The organism is Spirillospora sp. NPDC046719, assembly GCF_040645715.1.
Lineage (GTDB): Bacteria > Actinomycetota > Actinomycetes > Streptosporangiales > Streptosporangiaceae > Spirillospora.
The window spans coordinates 1-14276 of the sequence record NZ_JBEYYT010000237.1; the positions used below are offsets into that span (position 1 = coordinate 1).

Annotated in this window: 10 protein-coding genes; 8 read left to right on the forward strand and 2 right to left on the reverse strand. The window is 75.2% G+C overall.

The window, feature by feature from the left end; all coding sequences use genetic code 11:
• The first annotated feature begins 74 nt into the window (after positions 1-74).
• The 4 genes from ABZ914_RS31895 to ABZ914_RS31910 are packed head-to-tail and all read left to right on the forward strand — an operon-like array spanning position 75 to position 8543.
• Complete coding sequence (locus ABZ914_RS31895; RefSeq protein ID WP_500197759.1) at positions 75-6533, forward strand: SDR family NAD(P)-dependent oxidoreductase; 6459 nt, start codon at positions 75-77, stop codon at positions 6531-6533.
• Positions 6530-7309, forward strand: a complete 780-nt coding sequence (locus ABZ914_RS31900; RefSeq protein WP_190855108.1) for an SDR family NAD(P)-dependent oxidoreductase — start codon at positions 6530-6532, stop codon at positions 7307-7309. The genes ABZ914_RS31895 and ABZ914_RS31900 overlap by 4 nt, the downstream gene beginning before the upstream one ends.
• An 8-nt stretch (positions 7310-7317) precedes the next feature.
• The gene (locus ABZ914_RS31905) at positions 7318-8286 is read left to right on the forward strand and encodes an aromatase/cyclase (protein WP_500197760.1); all 969 of its coding nucleotides are present in this window, start codon (positions 7318-7320) and stop codon (positions 8284-8286) included.
• Positions 8283-8543, forward strand: a complete 261-nt coding sequence (locus ABZ914_RS31910) for an acyl carrier protein (RefSeq protein WP_190855112.1) — start codon at positions 8283-8285, stop codon at positions 8541-8543. Before ABZ914_RS31905 ends, ABZ914_RS31910 begins: the two co-directional genes overlap by 4 nt.
• A gap of 85 nt (positions 8544-8628) precedes the next feature.
• Here the strand turns inward: ABZ914_RS31910 and ABZ914_RS31915 are convergent, their stop codons facing one another.
• Together ABZ914_RS31915 and ABZ914_RS31920 are read right to left on the reverse strand one after the other, a co-directional pair.
• Positions 8629-9054, reverse strand: coding sequence for a nuclear transport factor 2 family protein (locus ABZ914_RS31915; RefSeq protein ID WP_500197762.1), 426 nt, complete (start codon positions 9052-9054; stop codon positions 8629-8631).
• 32 nt (positions 9055-9086) lie between these two features.
• On the reverse strand, positions 9087-9965 hold the full coding sequence (locus tag ABZ914_RS31920) for an AfsR/SARP family transcriptional regulator (RefSeq protein WP_500197764.1): 879 nt from the start codon (positions 9963-9965) through the stop codon (positions 9087-9089).
• 264 nt (positions 9966-10229) lie between these two features.
• Here ABZ914_RS31920 and ABZ914_RS31925 point away from each other — a divergent pair, with 264 nt between their 5' ends.
• From ABZ914_RS31925 to ABZ914_RS31940, 4 genes are all read left to right on the forward strand, one after another.
• Positions 10230-11678, forward strand: a complete 1449-nt coding sequence (locus ABZ914_RS31925; protein ID WP_500197765.1) for an MFS transporter — start codon at positions 10230-10232, stop codon at positions 11676-11678.
• Between the two features lie 82 nt (positions 11679-11760).
• Entirely contained in the window at positions 11761-12264 is a 504-nt protein-coding gene (locus ABZ914_RS31930) for an SRPBCC domain-containing protein (protein ID WP_500197766.1), read from the forward strand.
• The gene (locus ABZ914_RS31935) at positions 12257-13504 is read left to right on the forward strand and encodes a cytochrome P450 (RefSeq protein ID WP_500197767.1); all 1248 of its coding nucleotides are present in this window, start codon (positions 12257-12259) and stop codon (positions 13502-13504) included. Before ABZ914_RS31930 ends, ABZ914_RS31935 begins: the two co-directional genes overlap by 8 nt.
• A gap of 19 nt (positions 13505-13523) precedes the next feature.
• The coding region (locus ABZ914_RS31940; RefSeq protein ID WP_500197769.1) for an acyl-CoA dehydrogenase family protein at positions 13524-14276 on the forward strand (753 nt) is incomplete at its 3' end.

The following is a 14276-nucleotide window of genomic DNA, read 5'->3' on the forward strand; positions in this document are numbered from 1 at the left end:
CGCGGCGGTTCGTCGAGGCCGGGCCCGGCACCGCGCTCACCGACCTGATCCCGGCGAACGTGTCAGATCCGGCCGTGACCGCCCTGCCCTGCATGCCGGGCGAGCAGGACGAGGTGTCCGGCGCGGTGACGGCCCTGGCCGGGATCCACCTCTCCGGAGGCCGGGTGGACTGGGACGCCTTCTTCGGTCCGGACGCCCGCCTCGTCGATCTGCCGACGTACGCGTTCCAGCGCGACCGGTACTGGCTCGACACCGTCGCGGACCCGCCGGGTCCCGCCGCGCCGGAGACCGACACGCGGCGGCTGGTCACCGAGACCCTGGAACAGGCGCTCGGAGCCGGCGCGGCGGCCGACCCGGACGTGCCGTTCCGGGAGCTCGGGGTGGACTCGCGGATGGCCGTGGTGATCCGCGACAGGCTGTCGGCCGCCCTCGGCCGGGACCTGCCCGGTTCGCTGCTGTTCGACCACCCCACCGCCGCCGAGCTCGCCGACGCCCTGCGCCCCGAGCCCGGCACCGCGCACCCCGCCCCCGGCACCCGGCAGGCCGACGGCCAGCCCACCGAGCCCGGCGAGAACGAGGACGACATCGCGATCGTCGCGATGAGCTGCCGCTATCCGGGCGGCGTGCGCTCGCCGGAGGACCTGTGGCGGCTGGTGGACGCCGGAAGCGACGCGATCGGGCCGTTCCCGGACGACCGCGGCTGGGACCTCGACGAGCTGCCGGAAGGGCCGGCCGCTGGCGGGTTCCTCGACGGCGCCGCCGAGTTCGACGCGGCGTTCTTCGGGATCTCGCCGCGCGAGGCCGCGGGGATCGATCCGCAGCAGCGGCTGCTGCTGGAGGCCGCGTGGGAGGCGTTCGAACGGGCCGGGCTCGACCGCGCCACGCTGCGCGGCAGCCGCACCGGCGTCTTCGTCGGCGCCACCGCCCAGGACTACGGCCCGCGCCTCGCCGAACCCGACGACGGCACGCGCGGCCACCGGCTCACCGGCACCGCGCCCAGCGTCGCGTCCGGGCGCATCGCCTACGTCCTCGGGCTGCGCGGCCCGGCCGTCACCGTGGACACCGCGTGCTCGGCGTCCCTGGTCAGCGTGCACATGGCGGCGCAGGCGATCAGGCAGGGCGAGTGCGACACCGCGCTCGCGGGCGGCGTGACCGTGCTGGCGACCCCCGGCATGTTCCTGGACTTCGGCCGCCAGCAGGGCCTCGCCTCCGACGGCCGCTGCAAGGCGTTCTCCGCCGACGCCGACGGCACGGCCTGGGCCGAGGGCGCCGGGCTGGCCGTCCTGCAGCGGCTGGGCGACGCCCGGCGGGCGGGACGTCCCGTCCTGGCCGTCCTGCGCGGGAGCGCCGTCAACCAGGACGGGGCCAGCAACGGGCTCACCGCGCCGAACGGCACCGCCCAGGAGCAGGTCATCCGGGACGCGCTCGACCGCGCCGGGATCGGACCGGAGGGCGTGGACGCGATCGAGGCGCACGGCACGGGCACCGCGCTGGGCGACCCGATCGAGGCGGGCGCGCTGGCCCGCACCTACGGCGCCGCCCGCGCCGGGGGCGACCCGGTCCGGCTGGGCTCGCTGAAGTCCAACATCGGGCACGCGCAGGCGGCGGCCGGCATCGGCGGGCTGATCAAGATGGTGGAGGCGCTGCGCGCCGGGCGGCTGCCCCGCACGCTCCACGTGGGCGCGCCGTCCCCGCACGTCGACTGGGAAGAGAGCGGCCTCGCCCTGCTGACCGAACCGGTGCCCTGGCCGCGCGCGGACCGCCCGCGCCGGGCGGCCGTCTCCTCGTTCGGGATCAGCGGCACCAACGCGCACGTCATCGTCGAGGAGGCCGCGGCGCCGCCCGCCGGAGAGCCGGATCGTCCCGGCCCCGTCCCGCTGCCGCTGTCGGCCCGCACCGGCACCGCGCTGCGCGCCCAGGCCGAGCGGGTCCGCGCGTTCATGGCCGCGCACCCGGAGGAGCGGCCCGCCGACATCGCCCGGACGCTCGCGGCGCGGACGCCGATGCGATGGCGCGCCGCCGTCGTCGGCGACACCCGCGACGACCTCATGGACGGCCTGGAGACCCTGGCGGGCGAGGGCCGGGTGCCGGCGGCCGTGCGCGGCTACCGGTCGCCCGCCGTCGTGCGGGCGGAGGCGCGCGAGGCGTCCGGTCCGGTGTTCGTGTTCCCCGGGCAGGGGGCGCAGTGGCGAGGCATGGCCCTCGACCTGCTGCGCGAGTCCCCGGTGTTCCGCGACCGGATGGCCGAGTGCGAGCGGGCGCTGTCGGCCCACTGCGACTGGTCGCTGCGCGACGTGCTGGAGAACGATCCGCTGGACCGGGTGGACGTCGTCCAGCCGGCGCTGTTCGCCGTCATGGTGTCGCTCGCCCGGCTGTGGGAGTCGGCCGGCGTGCGCCCGGCGGCGGTGGTCGGCCACTCGCAGGGCGAGATCGCCGCCGCCTGCGTGTCCGGCGCCCTGTCGCTGGACGACGCCGCGAAGGTCGTCTGCCTGCGCAGCCAGGCGCTGCGAAAGGTCGCGGGCAGCGGCGGCATGGCGTCGGTGCCGCTTCCCGCGAACGAGATAGAGCTGCCCGACCGGGTCTGGACGGCCGCGGTGAACGGACCGTCCTCCACCGTCGTCGCCGGGGACGCCGACGCCCTCGACGCCTTCGTCGCCCGGTTGCAGGACACGGGCGTCGACGCCCGGCTCGTCGATGTGGACTACGCCTCGCACACCGAGGCCATGGAGCCGATGCGAGACCCGCTCCTCGCCGACCTCGCCGGGCTCGACCCGGCCGACCCGTCCGTCCCGCTGTGGTCCACGCTGACCGGCGGGCCGCTCGACCGGGCGATGGACGAGCGCTACTGGTTCGACAACATCCGCGGCACCGTGCGGTTCCACGACGCCGTGCGCGCGCTGATCGATGCCGGGCACACGCGGTTCGTCGAGGTCGGCCCGCATCCCGTGCTGGCCCGCGCGGTCGCCGAGGCGGCGGGGGAGCGCGACGTGACCGTCCTCGGCACGCTGCGGCGGGACGCCGGCGGGCTCGCGCAGTTCCTCACCGCCGCCGCCGCGGCCTACGCGGACGGCGTACGCGTGGACTGGGGCGTGTTCGCCCCCGAGGGTCGGATCGTCCCGATGCCGACCTATCCGTTCGAGCCCCAGCGCTACTGGCGGCCCGCCGGGGCCGGGGCAGCGGGCGCGGCGGGCGTCGCGGGCGCGGCGAAGGCGGGGCATCCGCTGCTGGACACCGAGGTGGAACTGCCCGGCGGCGGCCTCCTGCGCACCGGGAGACTGTCCGTCGCCCGGCACCCGTGGCTCGCCGACCACGAGGTGGCGGGGGAGATCCTGGTGCCCGGCACCGCCCAGGTCGAGATGGCCTGCTCGGCGGGCGCCCGGATCGGCCACGCGCGCCTGCGCGAGCTGATGCTGGAGCGACCGCTCGGCGTCCCCGCCTCGGGCGAGGTCGAGGTCCGCCTCCTGGCGGGAGCGGACCGGTCGGTCGTCATCGAGTCCCGGCCGAGCGGCGCCGGCGACTGGACGCGGAACGCGACCGGGACCCTGGACGGCGACGCGGGACCCCTGGACGACGGCGCGGAGCCCGAGCCGATGCCTCACGCCGAGCACTGGCCGCCGCCCGGCGCGGACCCGCTGCCGCTGGACGGCGCCTACGACCGGCTCGCCGCACGCGGCTACGGCTACGGCCCCGCCTTCCGCGGCCTGCGCCGCGCGTGGCGCGACGGCGACGACCTCTACGCCGAGGTCGGCTCCGACCAGGACCGGGGCGGGCACCGCGTCCACCCCGCGCTGCTGGACGCGGCCCTGCACCCGCTGCTCCTGCCCGGCGAAGGGCCGCCGGAGGTCCCGTTCGTCTGGAAGGGCGTCACCTGCCGGCCCGCCGGCGGCTCGTCGCTCCGCGTGCGGCTGACCCGCGACGGCGACGGGACGGCCCGGCTGGACGCCGCCGACGCCGACGGGCGCGCGGTCGCCGCCGTGGAGTCGCTCGACCTGCGGCCGCTCGCCGGGGACGCGCCCGGCGGCCTCTACGAGACCCGATGGGCCGAGCTGCCGGACGAGCCCGACGGCGACGTGCCCGAAGCGCCCGAGGTGCACGTCGTGCCCGTTCCCGAGTTCGACGGACCCCTGCCGGACGACGCCCACCGCGCGGCACGTGCCGTCCTGGAGCGCCTCCAGGACATCCCCGACTCCGACGCGGTGGCCGTCGTCACCAGGAACGCGCAACGCGTCCTGCCGGACGACGAGGTGGCCGGGCTGGCGCAGGCGACGGTGGCCGGGCTCGTGCGCTCGGCCCGCGCCGAACGGCCGGGACGCCTCGTCCTGATCGACGGCGACGGCGACCCGCGCTCCGAGGAGGCGCTGCCCAGGGCGCTCGCGACCGGGGAATCCGAACTGGCCGTCAGGCGGGGCCGCCTGTACGCGCCCCGGCTGGCCCCCGCCGACGACGACGAACTCACCCCGCCGGACGTCCCGGACGGGAGCGCCTGGCGGCTGGACGTCACCCGCCGCGGCTCGCTGGACGACCTGGCGCTCGTCCCCGCGCCCGAGGCCGCGCGGCCGCTCGGGGAGGGCGAGGTCCGCATCGCCGTCCGGGCGTCCGGGCTGAACTTCCGGGACGTCGCCGTAGCGCTGCGCCTGGTCCCCACCGAACGGACCATGGGCAGCGAAGGAGCCGGGATCGTCACCGAGACCGGCCCCGGCGTCACGACCCTGCGCCGGGGAGACCGGGTCGCGGGCGTGTTCGAGCGCTCGCACGGACCCGTCGCGGTCGCCGACGCCCGGAAGGTCGTCCCGATGCCGCCGGGCTGGACGTTCGCCCGCGCCGCGTCGGTGCCGATCGTCTTCGCCACCGCCTACCAGTGCCTCGCCGAGATCGCGGAGCTGGGACGCGGGGAGAGCGTGCTGATCCACGCGGCCACCGGCGGCGTGGGGCTGGCCGCCGTCCAGCTCGCCCGGCACCTCGGCGCCGAGGTGTACGCCACCGCGAGCCCGCCCAAGCAGCACGTGCTGCGCGATCTCGGCCTCGACGACGACCACATCGCCTCGTCCCGCGACCTGGAGTTCGAGGAGCGGTTCCGGGGGCGGATCGACGTCGTCCTCAACTCGCTGGCCCGCGAGACCGTGGACGCCTCGCTGCGGGTGCTGCGCCCCGGCGGCCGCTTCGTGGAGATCGGCAAGACCGACATCCGCGACCCCGAGGCCGTGGCGGCCGAGCATCCCCGCGTCCGGTACGCCGCGTACGACCTGCTCAGCGTCGAGCCCGGACGGGTCGGCGAGGTCCTGCGGACCGTGCTCGACCTGCACGAGGACGGCGCCTTGCAGCCCCTCCCGATCCAGACCCACGACGTGCGGCGGGCGCCCGAGGCGCTGCGCACCCTGCGGCGCGCCGAGCACATCGGCAAGCTCGTCCTCACCGTCCCGCCGCCTGCGGCGTTCGACCCCGCCGGAACGGTGCTCATCACCGGCGGCACGGGGAAGCTGGGCGCTCTGCTGGCGCGGCATCTCGTCCGCGAACACGGCGTCCGCAGGCTCGTCCTGGCAGGCCGGAGGGGACGCGCCGCCGAGGGCGTCGCGGACCTGGAGGCGGAGCTGACCGGCCTCGGCGCCGAGGTCGCCTTCCCCGCCTGCGATATCGCCGACCGCGACGCCCTGGCCCGCCTGCTGGCCGAGCATCCGCCCGCCGCAGTGGTGCACGCCGCCGGGGTCCTGGACGACGGGCTCGCCGCGACGCTGACCGGCGACCGCGTGGACGCCGTCCTGCGCCCCAAGGTGGACGCCGCCTGGCACCTGCACGAGCTGACCCGGGACACCGATCTGACGGCGTTCGTCATGTTCTCCTCGGCGGTCGGCGTGCTCGGCGCGCCCGGGCAGTCCAACTACGCCGCCGCCAACACCTGGCTGGACGCCCTCGCCCGCCACCGCCGCGCCGGCGGCCTGCCCGCCGTCTCGCTCTCCTGGGGCCTCTGGGACGAGGAGGGCGGCATGACCGGGCACCTGTCCGGCGAGCAGGTCGACCGGCTGCGCCGCACCGGGATCGCACCGCTGCCCGCCGAACGGGGGCTGGCCCTGTTCGACGCGGCGCTGCGGTCGTCCCGCGAGCACCTCGTCCCGGTGCATCTGGACGTCCGCGACGTGCGGCCGGGCACGGTCCCGATGCTCGCCGACATCGTCGGCGAGGCCCCGGAGCCGGCCGCCGAGGACGAGGCGTCCGGCACCGGTCTCGCGGAGCGCCTGCGCGGCGTCTCCGGCGACGACCTGGAACGCGTCCTGACCGCGGCCGTGTGCGACACCGCCGGGGAGATCCTCGGGTACCCCGAGCCCGGCGCCGTCGGACCGGACGACGCGTTCAAGGAACTCGGCTTCGACTCCCTGCTCAGCGTGGACCTGCGCAACCGCGTCAACCGCGAGCTCGGGATCGAGCTGCCGACCACCGCGGTCATGGACAACCCGACCCCCGCCGAACTGGCCGGGGTCATCCGGGCGGAGCTGCCGCCCGGTGACGGCAACGCCGAAGAGAAGGAGGAGGGACGATGAGTGGACAGCGCGAACGCCACGCCTTCGTGAGCGGGGCGACCAGCGGCATCGGCCGCGCGGTCGCCGGACGGCTGGCGGGCGAGGGCGCGCGGGTGTTCATCTGCGCGCGCGACGCCGAGGCCGTCGCCCGGACCGTCAAGGAGCTGCGCGACGAGGGCGGCGACGTGGACGGCACCGCGTGCGACGTCCGCGACGCGGGCCAGATCCGGTCCGCGGTCGAGGAGGCCAACGCCGCCGGCCGGATCAACGTCCTGGTCAACAACGTCGGCCGGGGCGGCGGCGGGCAGACCGCCGAGATCCCCGACGAGCTGTGGGACGACGTCGTCGCCACCAACCTGACGAGCGTCTTCCGCGTGACGCGCGAGTTCCTGGCGTCCGGGCTCAAGGACGCCGAATGGGGACGCATCGTCAACATCGCGTCCACGGCCGGGAAGCAGGGCGTCGTCCTGGGCGCGCCGTACTCGGCGTCCAAGCACGGCGTCGTCGGCTTCACCAAGGCGCTCGGCCTGGAGCTGGCCAAGAGCGGCGTCACCGTGAACGCCGTCTGCCCCGGCTACGTCGAGACGCCGATGGCGCAGACGATCCGGCGCGGCTACGCCGACTACTGGGACGTCACCGAGGGCGAGGTGCTGGCCCGCTTCGAGGCGAAGATCCCGCTCGGCCGCTACACGACGCCCGACGAGGTCGCCGCGATGGTCGCCTACCTGACCGGTCCGGACACCGGCGCGGTCACCGCACAGGCGATCAACGTGTGCGGCGGGCTCGGCAACTTCTGAGGAGCGCCATGACCGTACGACAAGGCACTTCGCCGACCGTCCGGCACACCGAGCACGCCACCCGGATCGACGCGCCGCCGGACGCGGTCTACCGGATCGTGGCGGACGTGACGTCCTGGCCGGTGCACTTCCCGCCGACCGTGCACGCCGTCCGGCTCTCCGGCGACGACCGCGCGGAGCGCATCCGGATCTGGGCGCTCGCCAACGGCGCGCTCCGCACCTGGGTGTCGGAGCGCGCCCTCGACCCCGGCGCGCGGACCGTCGCGTTCGCGCAGGCCGAGCCGAGCGCGCCGGTCGCCGCGATGCACGGGACCTGGCGGATCGAGCCCGGCGAGGGCGGCGGCTCCCACGTCGTCCTGATCCACGACTACTCCGCCGTGGACGACGACCCCGACGCCCTCGCGCTCATCGACGGCGCGGTCGAGGCCAACAGCGGCAAGGAGCTGGACGCGCTCAGGCACGCGGCCGAGACCGGCGCCGACGCCGACCTGACCCTGGAGTTCAGCGACGGCGAACTCGTCCACGGCCCGCTGCAGGCGGCCTACGACTTCGTCAACGAGTGCGACCGGTGGCCCGAGCGGCTCCCGCACGTGGCGCGCGTCGCGCTGACCGAGGACGAGCCCGGCCTCCAGTTCATGGAGATGGACACCCGGTCGCCGGACGGCTCCGCGCACACCACCGCGTCCGGCCGGGTGTGCGTGCCAGGGGAGCGCATCGTCTACAAGCAGACCACGACGCCTCCCGTCATGCGCACGCACAACGGCGAGTGGCTGTTCGAGCCCGCGGGGGACGGCGCGGTGCGCGTCACGTCCCGGCACACGGTCGTCATCGACCCCGGGGCGCTGGGAGGACCGGCCGCCGGCGGGATGGACCTGCCGGCGGTGCGCAGGAAGATCCGCGAGACGCTCGGCGCCAACAGCAGGGCGACCCTGCGCGCCGCCAAGCGGTACGCGGAGAACGAAAGGAGCGGGAAATGAAGGAACTGACCCTCGACGACCTGAAGGACGCCCTGCGCGCGGCGGCGGGCGAAGCGGAGGCTCTGCAGGACGGTTCGGACGACCTTCTGGAGGTGCCCTTCTCCGAATTGGGCTACGACTCGCTCGCCGTCATGGAGACCACCGCGCAGGTGGAGCGCAAGCTCGGCGTCGAACTGCCCGAGGAGGAGACCGCCGAACTGAAGACGCCCCGCGAATACCTGGAATTCGTCAACGCCAGGATCGGGGAGACCGTGTAGGAACCGGAACGGCGAAAGAGCCGGCGGCCCGTGCGGGCCGCCGGCTCTTTCGCGTGCGCCTTTCCGGCGTTCGGGAATTCCCCGGTCAGGACATTCCGTCGACCCGTACGACCCGTTCCCGGATCAGCCAGGAACCGCCGTCGGGGACCAGCACGTCCTCGCAGGTGGTGCTCGCGTGCAGGACGGTCCCCTTCTCCCGGCTCGACTGGAACACCAGCGCGTAGCTGCGCACCCGGACGTTCCCGTCCTCCGGGACGATGTGGCTCATGCCGAGCCAGTGGCGCCGGACGATGCCCGCCTCGGCGAGCTTGTCGGCGACGGCCCGGGACGCCGTCCGGATCGCGTCGCGGCCGCGGACGGGCTCGGGGTGGCCCTGGGCGTCGAAGACGCCGTCGGGGGTGAAGGCCTCCGCCCACTCCTCGACCTCTCCGGCGTCGAGGAGCTGCATGTGCCAGGCGTAGAAGGCGTCGATGTCGGCCCGCAGCTCGGCGGGCGCGATGGTGGTCGGCACTGGTGCGTCCCTTCGGTGAGTGGGTTCTCCGGTCAGTGGACGGGCTGCGCGGACGGCAGCCCGGCGTTGCGGGGGGCCCGGGGCCTCGGCACGGCCGCCGCGGCCCGGGCGGGGCCGGCGTCCGCGGCCGCCGTGCAGGCGAGCGGCGTCCGGGGCTGCTCGCCCTGCAGGACGGCGGCGTGCACCTCGCTGAGCTCGGGCGACGGGCTGAGCCCCAGGTCCTCGGCGAGGATGTGGCGGGCCGCGTGGAAGGCCTCCAGGGCGTCGTAGCGGCGGCCGGAACGTGCCAGCGCGCACACCAGGAGCGTGTGGTACCACTCGTCGTACGGTTTCAGCGCGACGAGCGACCGCAGCTCGCCGATGAGCTCGCGGTGCCGGCCGAGGCGCAGGTCGGCCTCGATGCGCAGGTTCAGCGCGTGGGCGCGGTGCTCGTCCAGCGCCGCCGCGTGGCCTTCCAGCACCCGGCCCAGCTCGACGTTCGCCATCGGGGGACCGGTCCACAGGTCGAGCGCGCGGCACAGCGGCTCCACCGCGTCGGCGGAGCGGCCGTCCTGGAGCAGCGCGCGGCCCTCGGCGAGCAGCCGGTCGAACCGGCTGAGGTCCAGTTGCTCGGGCGCGACCCGCAGCATGTAGCCGGGCGGGCGGGTGACGAGCACCTCCCTGCCCGGCGCCGGGCCGTCGCCGGCGGTCAGCCAGCGCCGGATCTGGTATACGTACGTCTGCGCGGTGCGCGCCGCGCTGCGCGGCGGGTCCTCACCCCACAGCTCCTCGATGATCGTGTCGAGCGGCACGACGCGGCCCGTGCGCACCAGCAGCAGCGCGAGCGTGTTCAGCACGCGCGGCGCCGTCGGTGCGAACGCCGATCCGCCGCCCGCGACCTCCAGCGGGCCGAGCAGCTTGAAGCGCAGCATCCGAGTTTCGACCTCCGTCGTTCTGTCGCGGTCCTTTCATGACATTCGCCGCTGTTTGCCGGGAAAGCGGCCGTTAAGCGCCCGATCGTCGTTCGGTGAGCCGGATGCTCCCGAACGCCCATCGCCGCGTGCGCCTTCCGGCGCGCCGGGGGGTATCGAAAGGAGTACTCCGCGGTCCGCGCGAACGCGTTTCCTCCCGCCCGCCTTCGGTTATCAAGCGCGGCGTCAGAGAACGCCCCGTCGACCGAAGAGGAGTGATCCTCGGTGACGACCGATACGACGGTTGCCGAGAGGGGCACGTCAGAGCGGCTCGGGCTCGTCCTCGCCATCTGCTGCGCCGGGCAGTTCCTGGTGGTGCTGGACGCCTCGGTGATGAACGTCGCGCTTCCCTCCATCAGATCCGCCCTGCATTTCCGGACCGACTCGCTGCAATGGATCATCAACGCGTACACGATCGTGTTCGCGGGATTCCTGCTGCTCGGCGGGCGGCTCGCGGACATCTACGGGCGGCGCCGGGTCTTCCTCGGCGGCATCGCCGTCTTCACCCTCGCGAGCCTGGCCGGCGGCCTGGCCTGGAACCCGGCCTCGCTGCTGGCCGCACGGGGCGTCCAGGGGCTCGGGGCCGCCGTCATGGCCCCGGCGACGCTGACCGTCCTCGGCACCACCTTCACCGACAAGGAGCGGCGCGCCCGGGCGTTCGGGCTCTGGGGCGCGGTCGCCGCGGGCGGCGGCGCGATCGGCGCGCTGGTCGGCGGCGCCATCACCGAATGGCTCTCCTGGCGCTGGATCCTGCTCGTCAACGTCCCCGTCGGCGTCCTGCTGACGGTCGGCGCGGCGTACGCGGTCACCGAGTCCCGCAAGGAGGACGACGACCGCCGGATGGACCTGCCCGGCGCCCTCGCCATCACGGCCGGGCTGATCCTGCTCGTGTACGGCATCGTCCGGTCCGAGAAGGAGGGCTGGGACTCGCCGCAGATCATCGTGAGCCTCGGCCTCGCGGTCGTCCTGCTGGCCCTGTTCGCGGTGAACGAGGTCCGCCGCAGGACGCACCCGCTGGTGCCGCTCGGCATCTTCCGCAACCGCTCCGTCACGGCGGCCAACCTGGTCGCGTTCACCAGCACCGCCGCCCTGTGGGGCACGTTCTTCCTGTTCACGCTGCTGCTCCAGCTCGTCCTCGGGTACAGCCCGCTGGAGACCGGGTTCGCGTACCTGCCGCTGTCCCTCGGCATCGTCGTGGCCGCGCGCGGCATCGCCCCGCTGGTGCCGAAGGTCGGCCCGCGGCCGCTGCTGGTCGCCGGGCTGCTGCTGTCCGCGGCCGGGCTGGCCTGGCTGTCGGGCGCCGGAGCGGGCGCCGGTTTCCTCGCCGACCTGTTCGGCCCGACGCTGGTCCTCGGCATCGGCCAGGGCCTGGTGTCGGCGTCCATGACCGTCGCGGGCACCTCCGAGGTCGGCTACCGCGAGCAGGGCCTGGTCTCCGGGCTGCTCAACACCAGCCGCCAGGTCGGCGGCGCGCTCGGCCTCGGCGTCCTGGCGGTCGTCGCGGCCGCGCACACCTCCGACGTGGCGCACGGCGCGCACGCCACCGCGCGGGACCTCGCCGCGGGCTTCGACCGGGCCCTGCTGGTCTCCGCGCTGTTCCCGCTGATCGGCGCGGCCGCCGCCCTGGCCGTCCCGAAGGTCCGCCGCGACGAGGAGCAGGCCGCGCGCGGATGAGCCCCCGGCGCCGGACCTGCCGGGGCACGGCCCTCGACAGCATCCCGACAGGACGTCGACGGACACGGGCGAGATTGGGGCCATGGATGCGAGCCAGCCGGCGACCAGGACCACGGTCCCTCCCGTCCGCAAGTCCGTCGACGTCCCCGTCCCGCCGGAGCGCGCCTTCGCGCACTTCACCGGGCGGCCCACCGAATGGTGGCCGGAGAGCCACGTGCTGGTCGCCGCGCGGGAGCGGGTGGTCTTCGAACCGCGCGCGGACGGCCGCTGGTACGAGCGCTCCACCGACGGCTCCGAGCTCGACTGGGGCCGCGTGCTGGTCTGGGAGCCGCCGCACCGCCTCGTGCTCACGTGGCGCATCGACGGCGACTTCCGCCCCATCGACGACGACGAGCGGGCCAGCCGCGTCGAGGTGACCTTCACCCGGCGCGGGCCGGACGCGACCCACGTGGAACTGGCCCATGTCGAGCTGGCCCGGCACGGCCGGGCCGCCGGGCGCATCCGCGCGGCCATCGACGGCCCGAGCCCCGGCGAGACGCTCGCGACATTCGCCGCCACCCTCACTCCAGGAGGCGACCATGCCTGACCGCGAATGCCCGTACGACGCCCCCCCGCAGGAAGACGCCCGCGCGCAGGAAGAGGAGCCGCGCGGCGCCCCCTTCCCCTGGCGGCGCCCCGGCCCGTTCGCCCCGCCCGACCGGCACCGCGAGTGCCGCGAGCGGCCGGGCCTCACCCGGGTCCCCCGCTCCGCGGGCGAGCCGACCTGGGTCGTCACCCGGTACGCGGAGGTCCGGGAGGCCCTGAACGACGAGCGGCTCGGCAACGACCGCGGCCACCCGGGCTTCCCCGCCCCGTTCCCGATCCCGAAGGACTTCACGCTCAACTCGTCCCTGCTCGGCATGGACCCCCCGCGGCACACCGAGTACCGCAAGCGGGTCGCCAAGGACTTCACCGTCCGGCGCGTCAAGCTGCTCCGCCCCCGCGTCGAGGAGATCGTGGACGGCCAGGTGGACGCGCTGCTGGACGCGGGACCCCCGGGCGACCTGCTCGCCGGCTTCGCGCTGCCCGTCACCATCTCGGTGATCATGGAGCTGCTCGGGATCCCGGCGAAGGACAAGGACTTCCTGCACGTCCGCACCCGGACGATGTTCGGCGGGACCGCCTCCGCCGCCGAGCGCAAGGAGGCGGTCAACCAGCTCGACGCCTACTTCCGCGACCTGGTCGCCGCCAAGTACGACGAGCCCGGGGACGACCTGGTCGCCAAGCTCACCGGCGCCTTCCCGCGCGAGGACGACTTCGACGAGCTGGTCCACCTCACCCGGCTGCTGTTCAACGGCGGCCACGAGAGCACCGCCAGCATGATCGCGCTCGGCACGCTGGCGCTGCTGCGCCACCCCGGCCAGCTCGACCTGCTGCGCGAGGACCCCGACCTCGCGCCGGCCGCCGTCGAGGAGCTGCTCCGCTACCTCAGCGTCACCGACCTCACCACGGCGCGGGTCGCGCGCACCGACCTGACGATCTCCGGCACCGAGGTGCGGGAGGGCGAGGGCGTCTTCCCGCTCACCGCCGCCGCCAACCGCGACCCCGAGGCGTTCGAGCGCCCCGACGAGCTCGACATCACCCGCGGGTCCCGCAAGCACCTGGCCTTCGGCCACGGCCGCCACCTGTGCCTCGGGTCCGAGCTGGCGCGGCTGGAGCTGGAGGTCGTCTTCCGCACGCTCTACCGCCGGCTGCCCGACCTGCGGCTCGCCGTCCCGTTCGAGGAGCTGTCCTTCAAGGACGGCGGGCTCGTGTACGGCGTCGAGGCGCTGCCCGTGACCTGGTGACCCGTCTGGAGTGATGACCGTGACCACGACCATGACCGACGAGCGCGCGGCCCTCGACGCGGCGGTGCGGGCCGCGGCCGCCCACGCGGACGAGGCCGACCGCACCGGCCGGCTGTCCGGCGAGGCGGTCGCCGCGGTGACCGCGACCGCCCTGCCCCGGCACTTCGTGCCCGCCCGCTGGGGCGGCGCCGAGTCCACGTTCCGCGAGCTCACCGAAGCGGTCGTCGAGCTCGGCGAGGCGTGCGCGTCGACCGCCTGGTGCGCCGCGATGTTCGCCTACACCGGCCGGTTCGCCGCCCACCTGCCGATCGACGGCCAGCGCGACCTGTGGGACGGCACGCCGGGCGCGCTGCTCGTCCCCGGCCTGGTGCCCGCCGGGTCCGCCGAGGAGACCGAGGGCGGCTTCCTGCTGCGCGGGCGCTGGCGCTACGTCAGCGGCGTCGAGTTCGCCGACTGGGCGCTCATCGCCGGGCCGGCGTCCGGCGGCGTCGAACCGCGCTTCTTCGCGGTGCCCCGCGCCGACTACACCTACGAGCCGACCTGGGACGCCGTCGGGATGCGGGCCACCGGCAGCCACACCCTCGCGGTCGAGGAGGCGTTCGTGCCCGCGCACCGGACGGCGCTGTTCAAGGAGGTGATGGGCGGGCTGAACCACACCTCGCAGGCGCCGCAGCACAACGTCCCGCTTCCCGCCGTCGGCGGCCTGACCTGCATCTCCGCGCTGATCGGCGCGGCGCGCGGCGCGCTCGCGTCCGCGACCCGCACGGCCGCC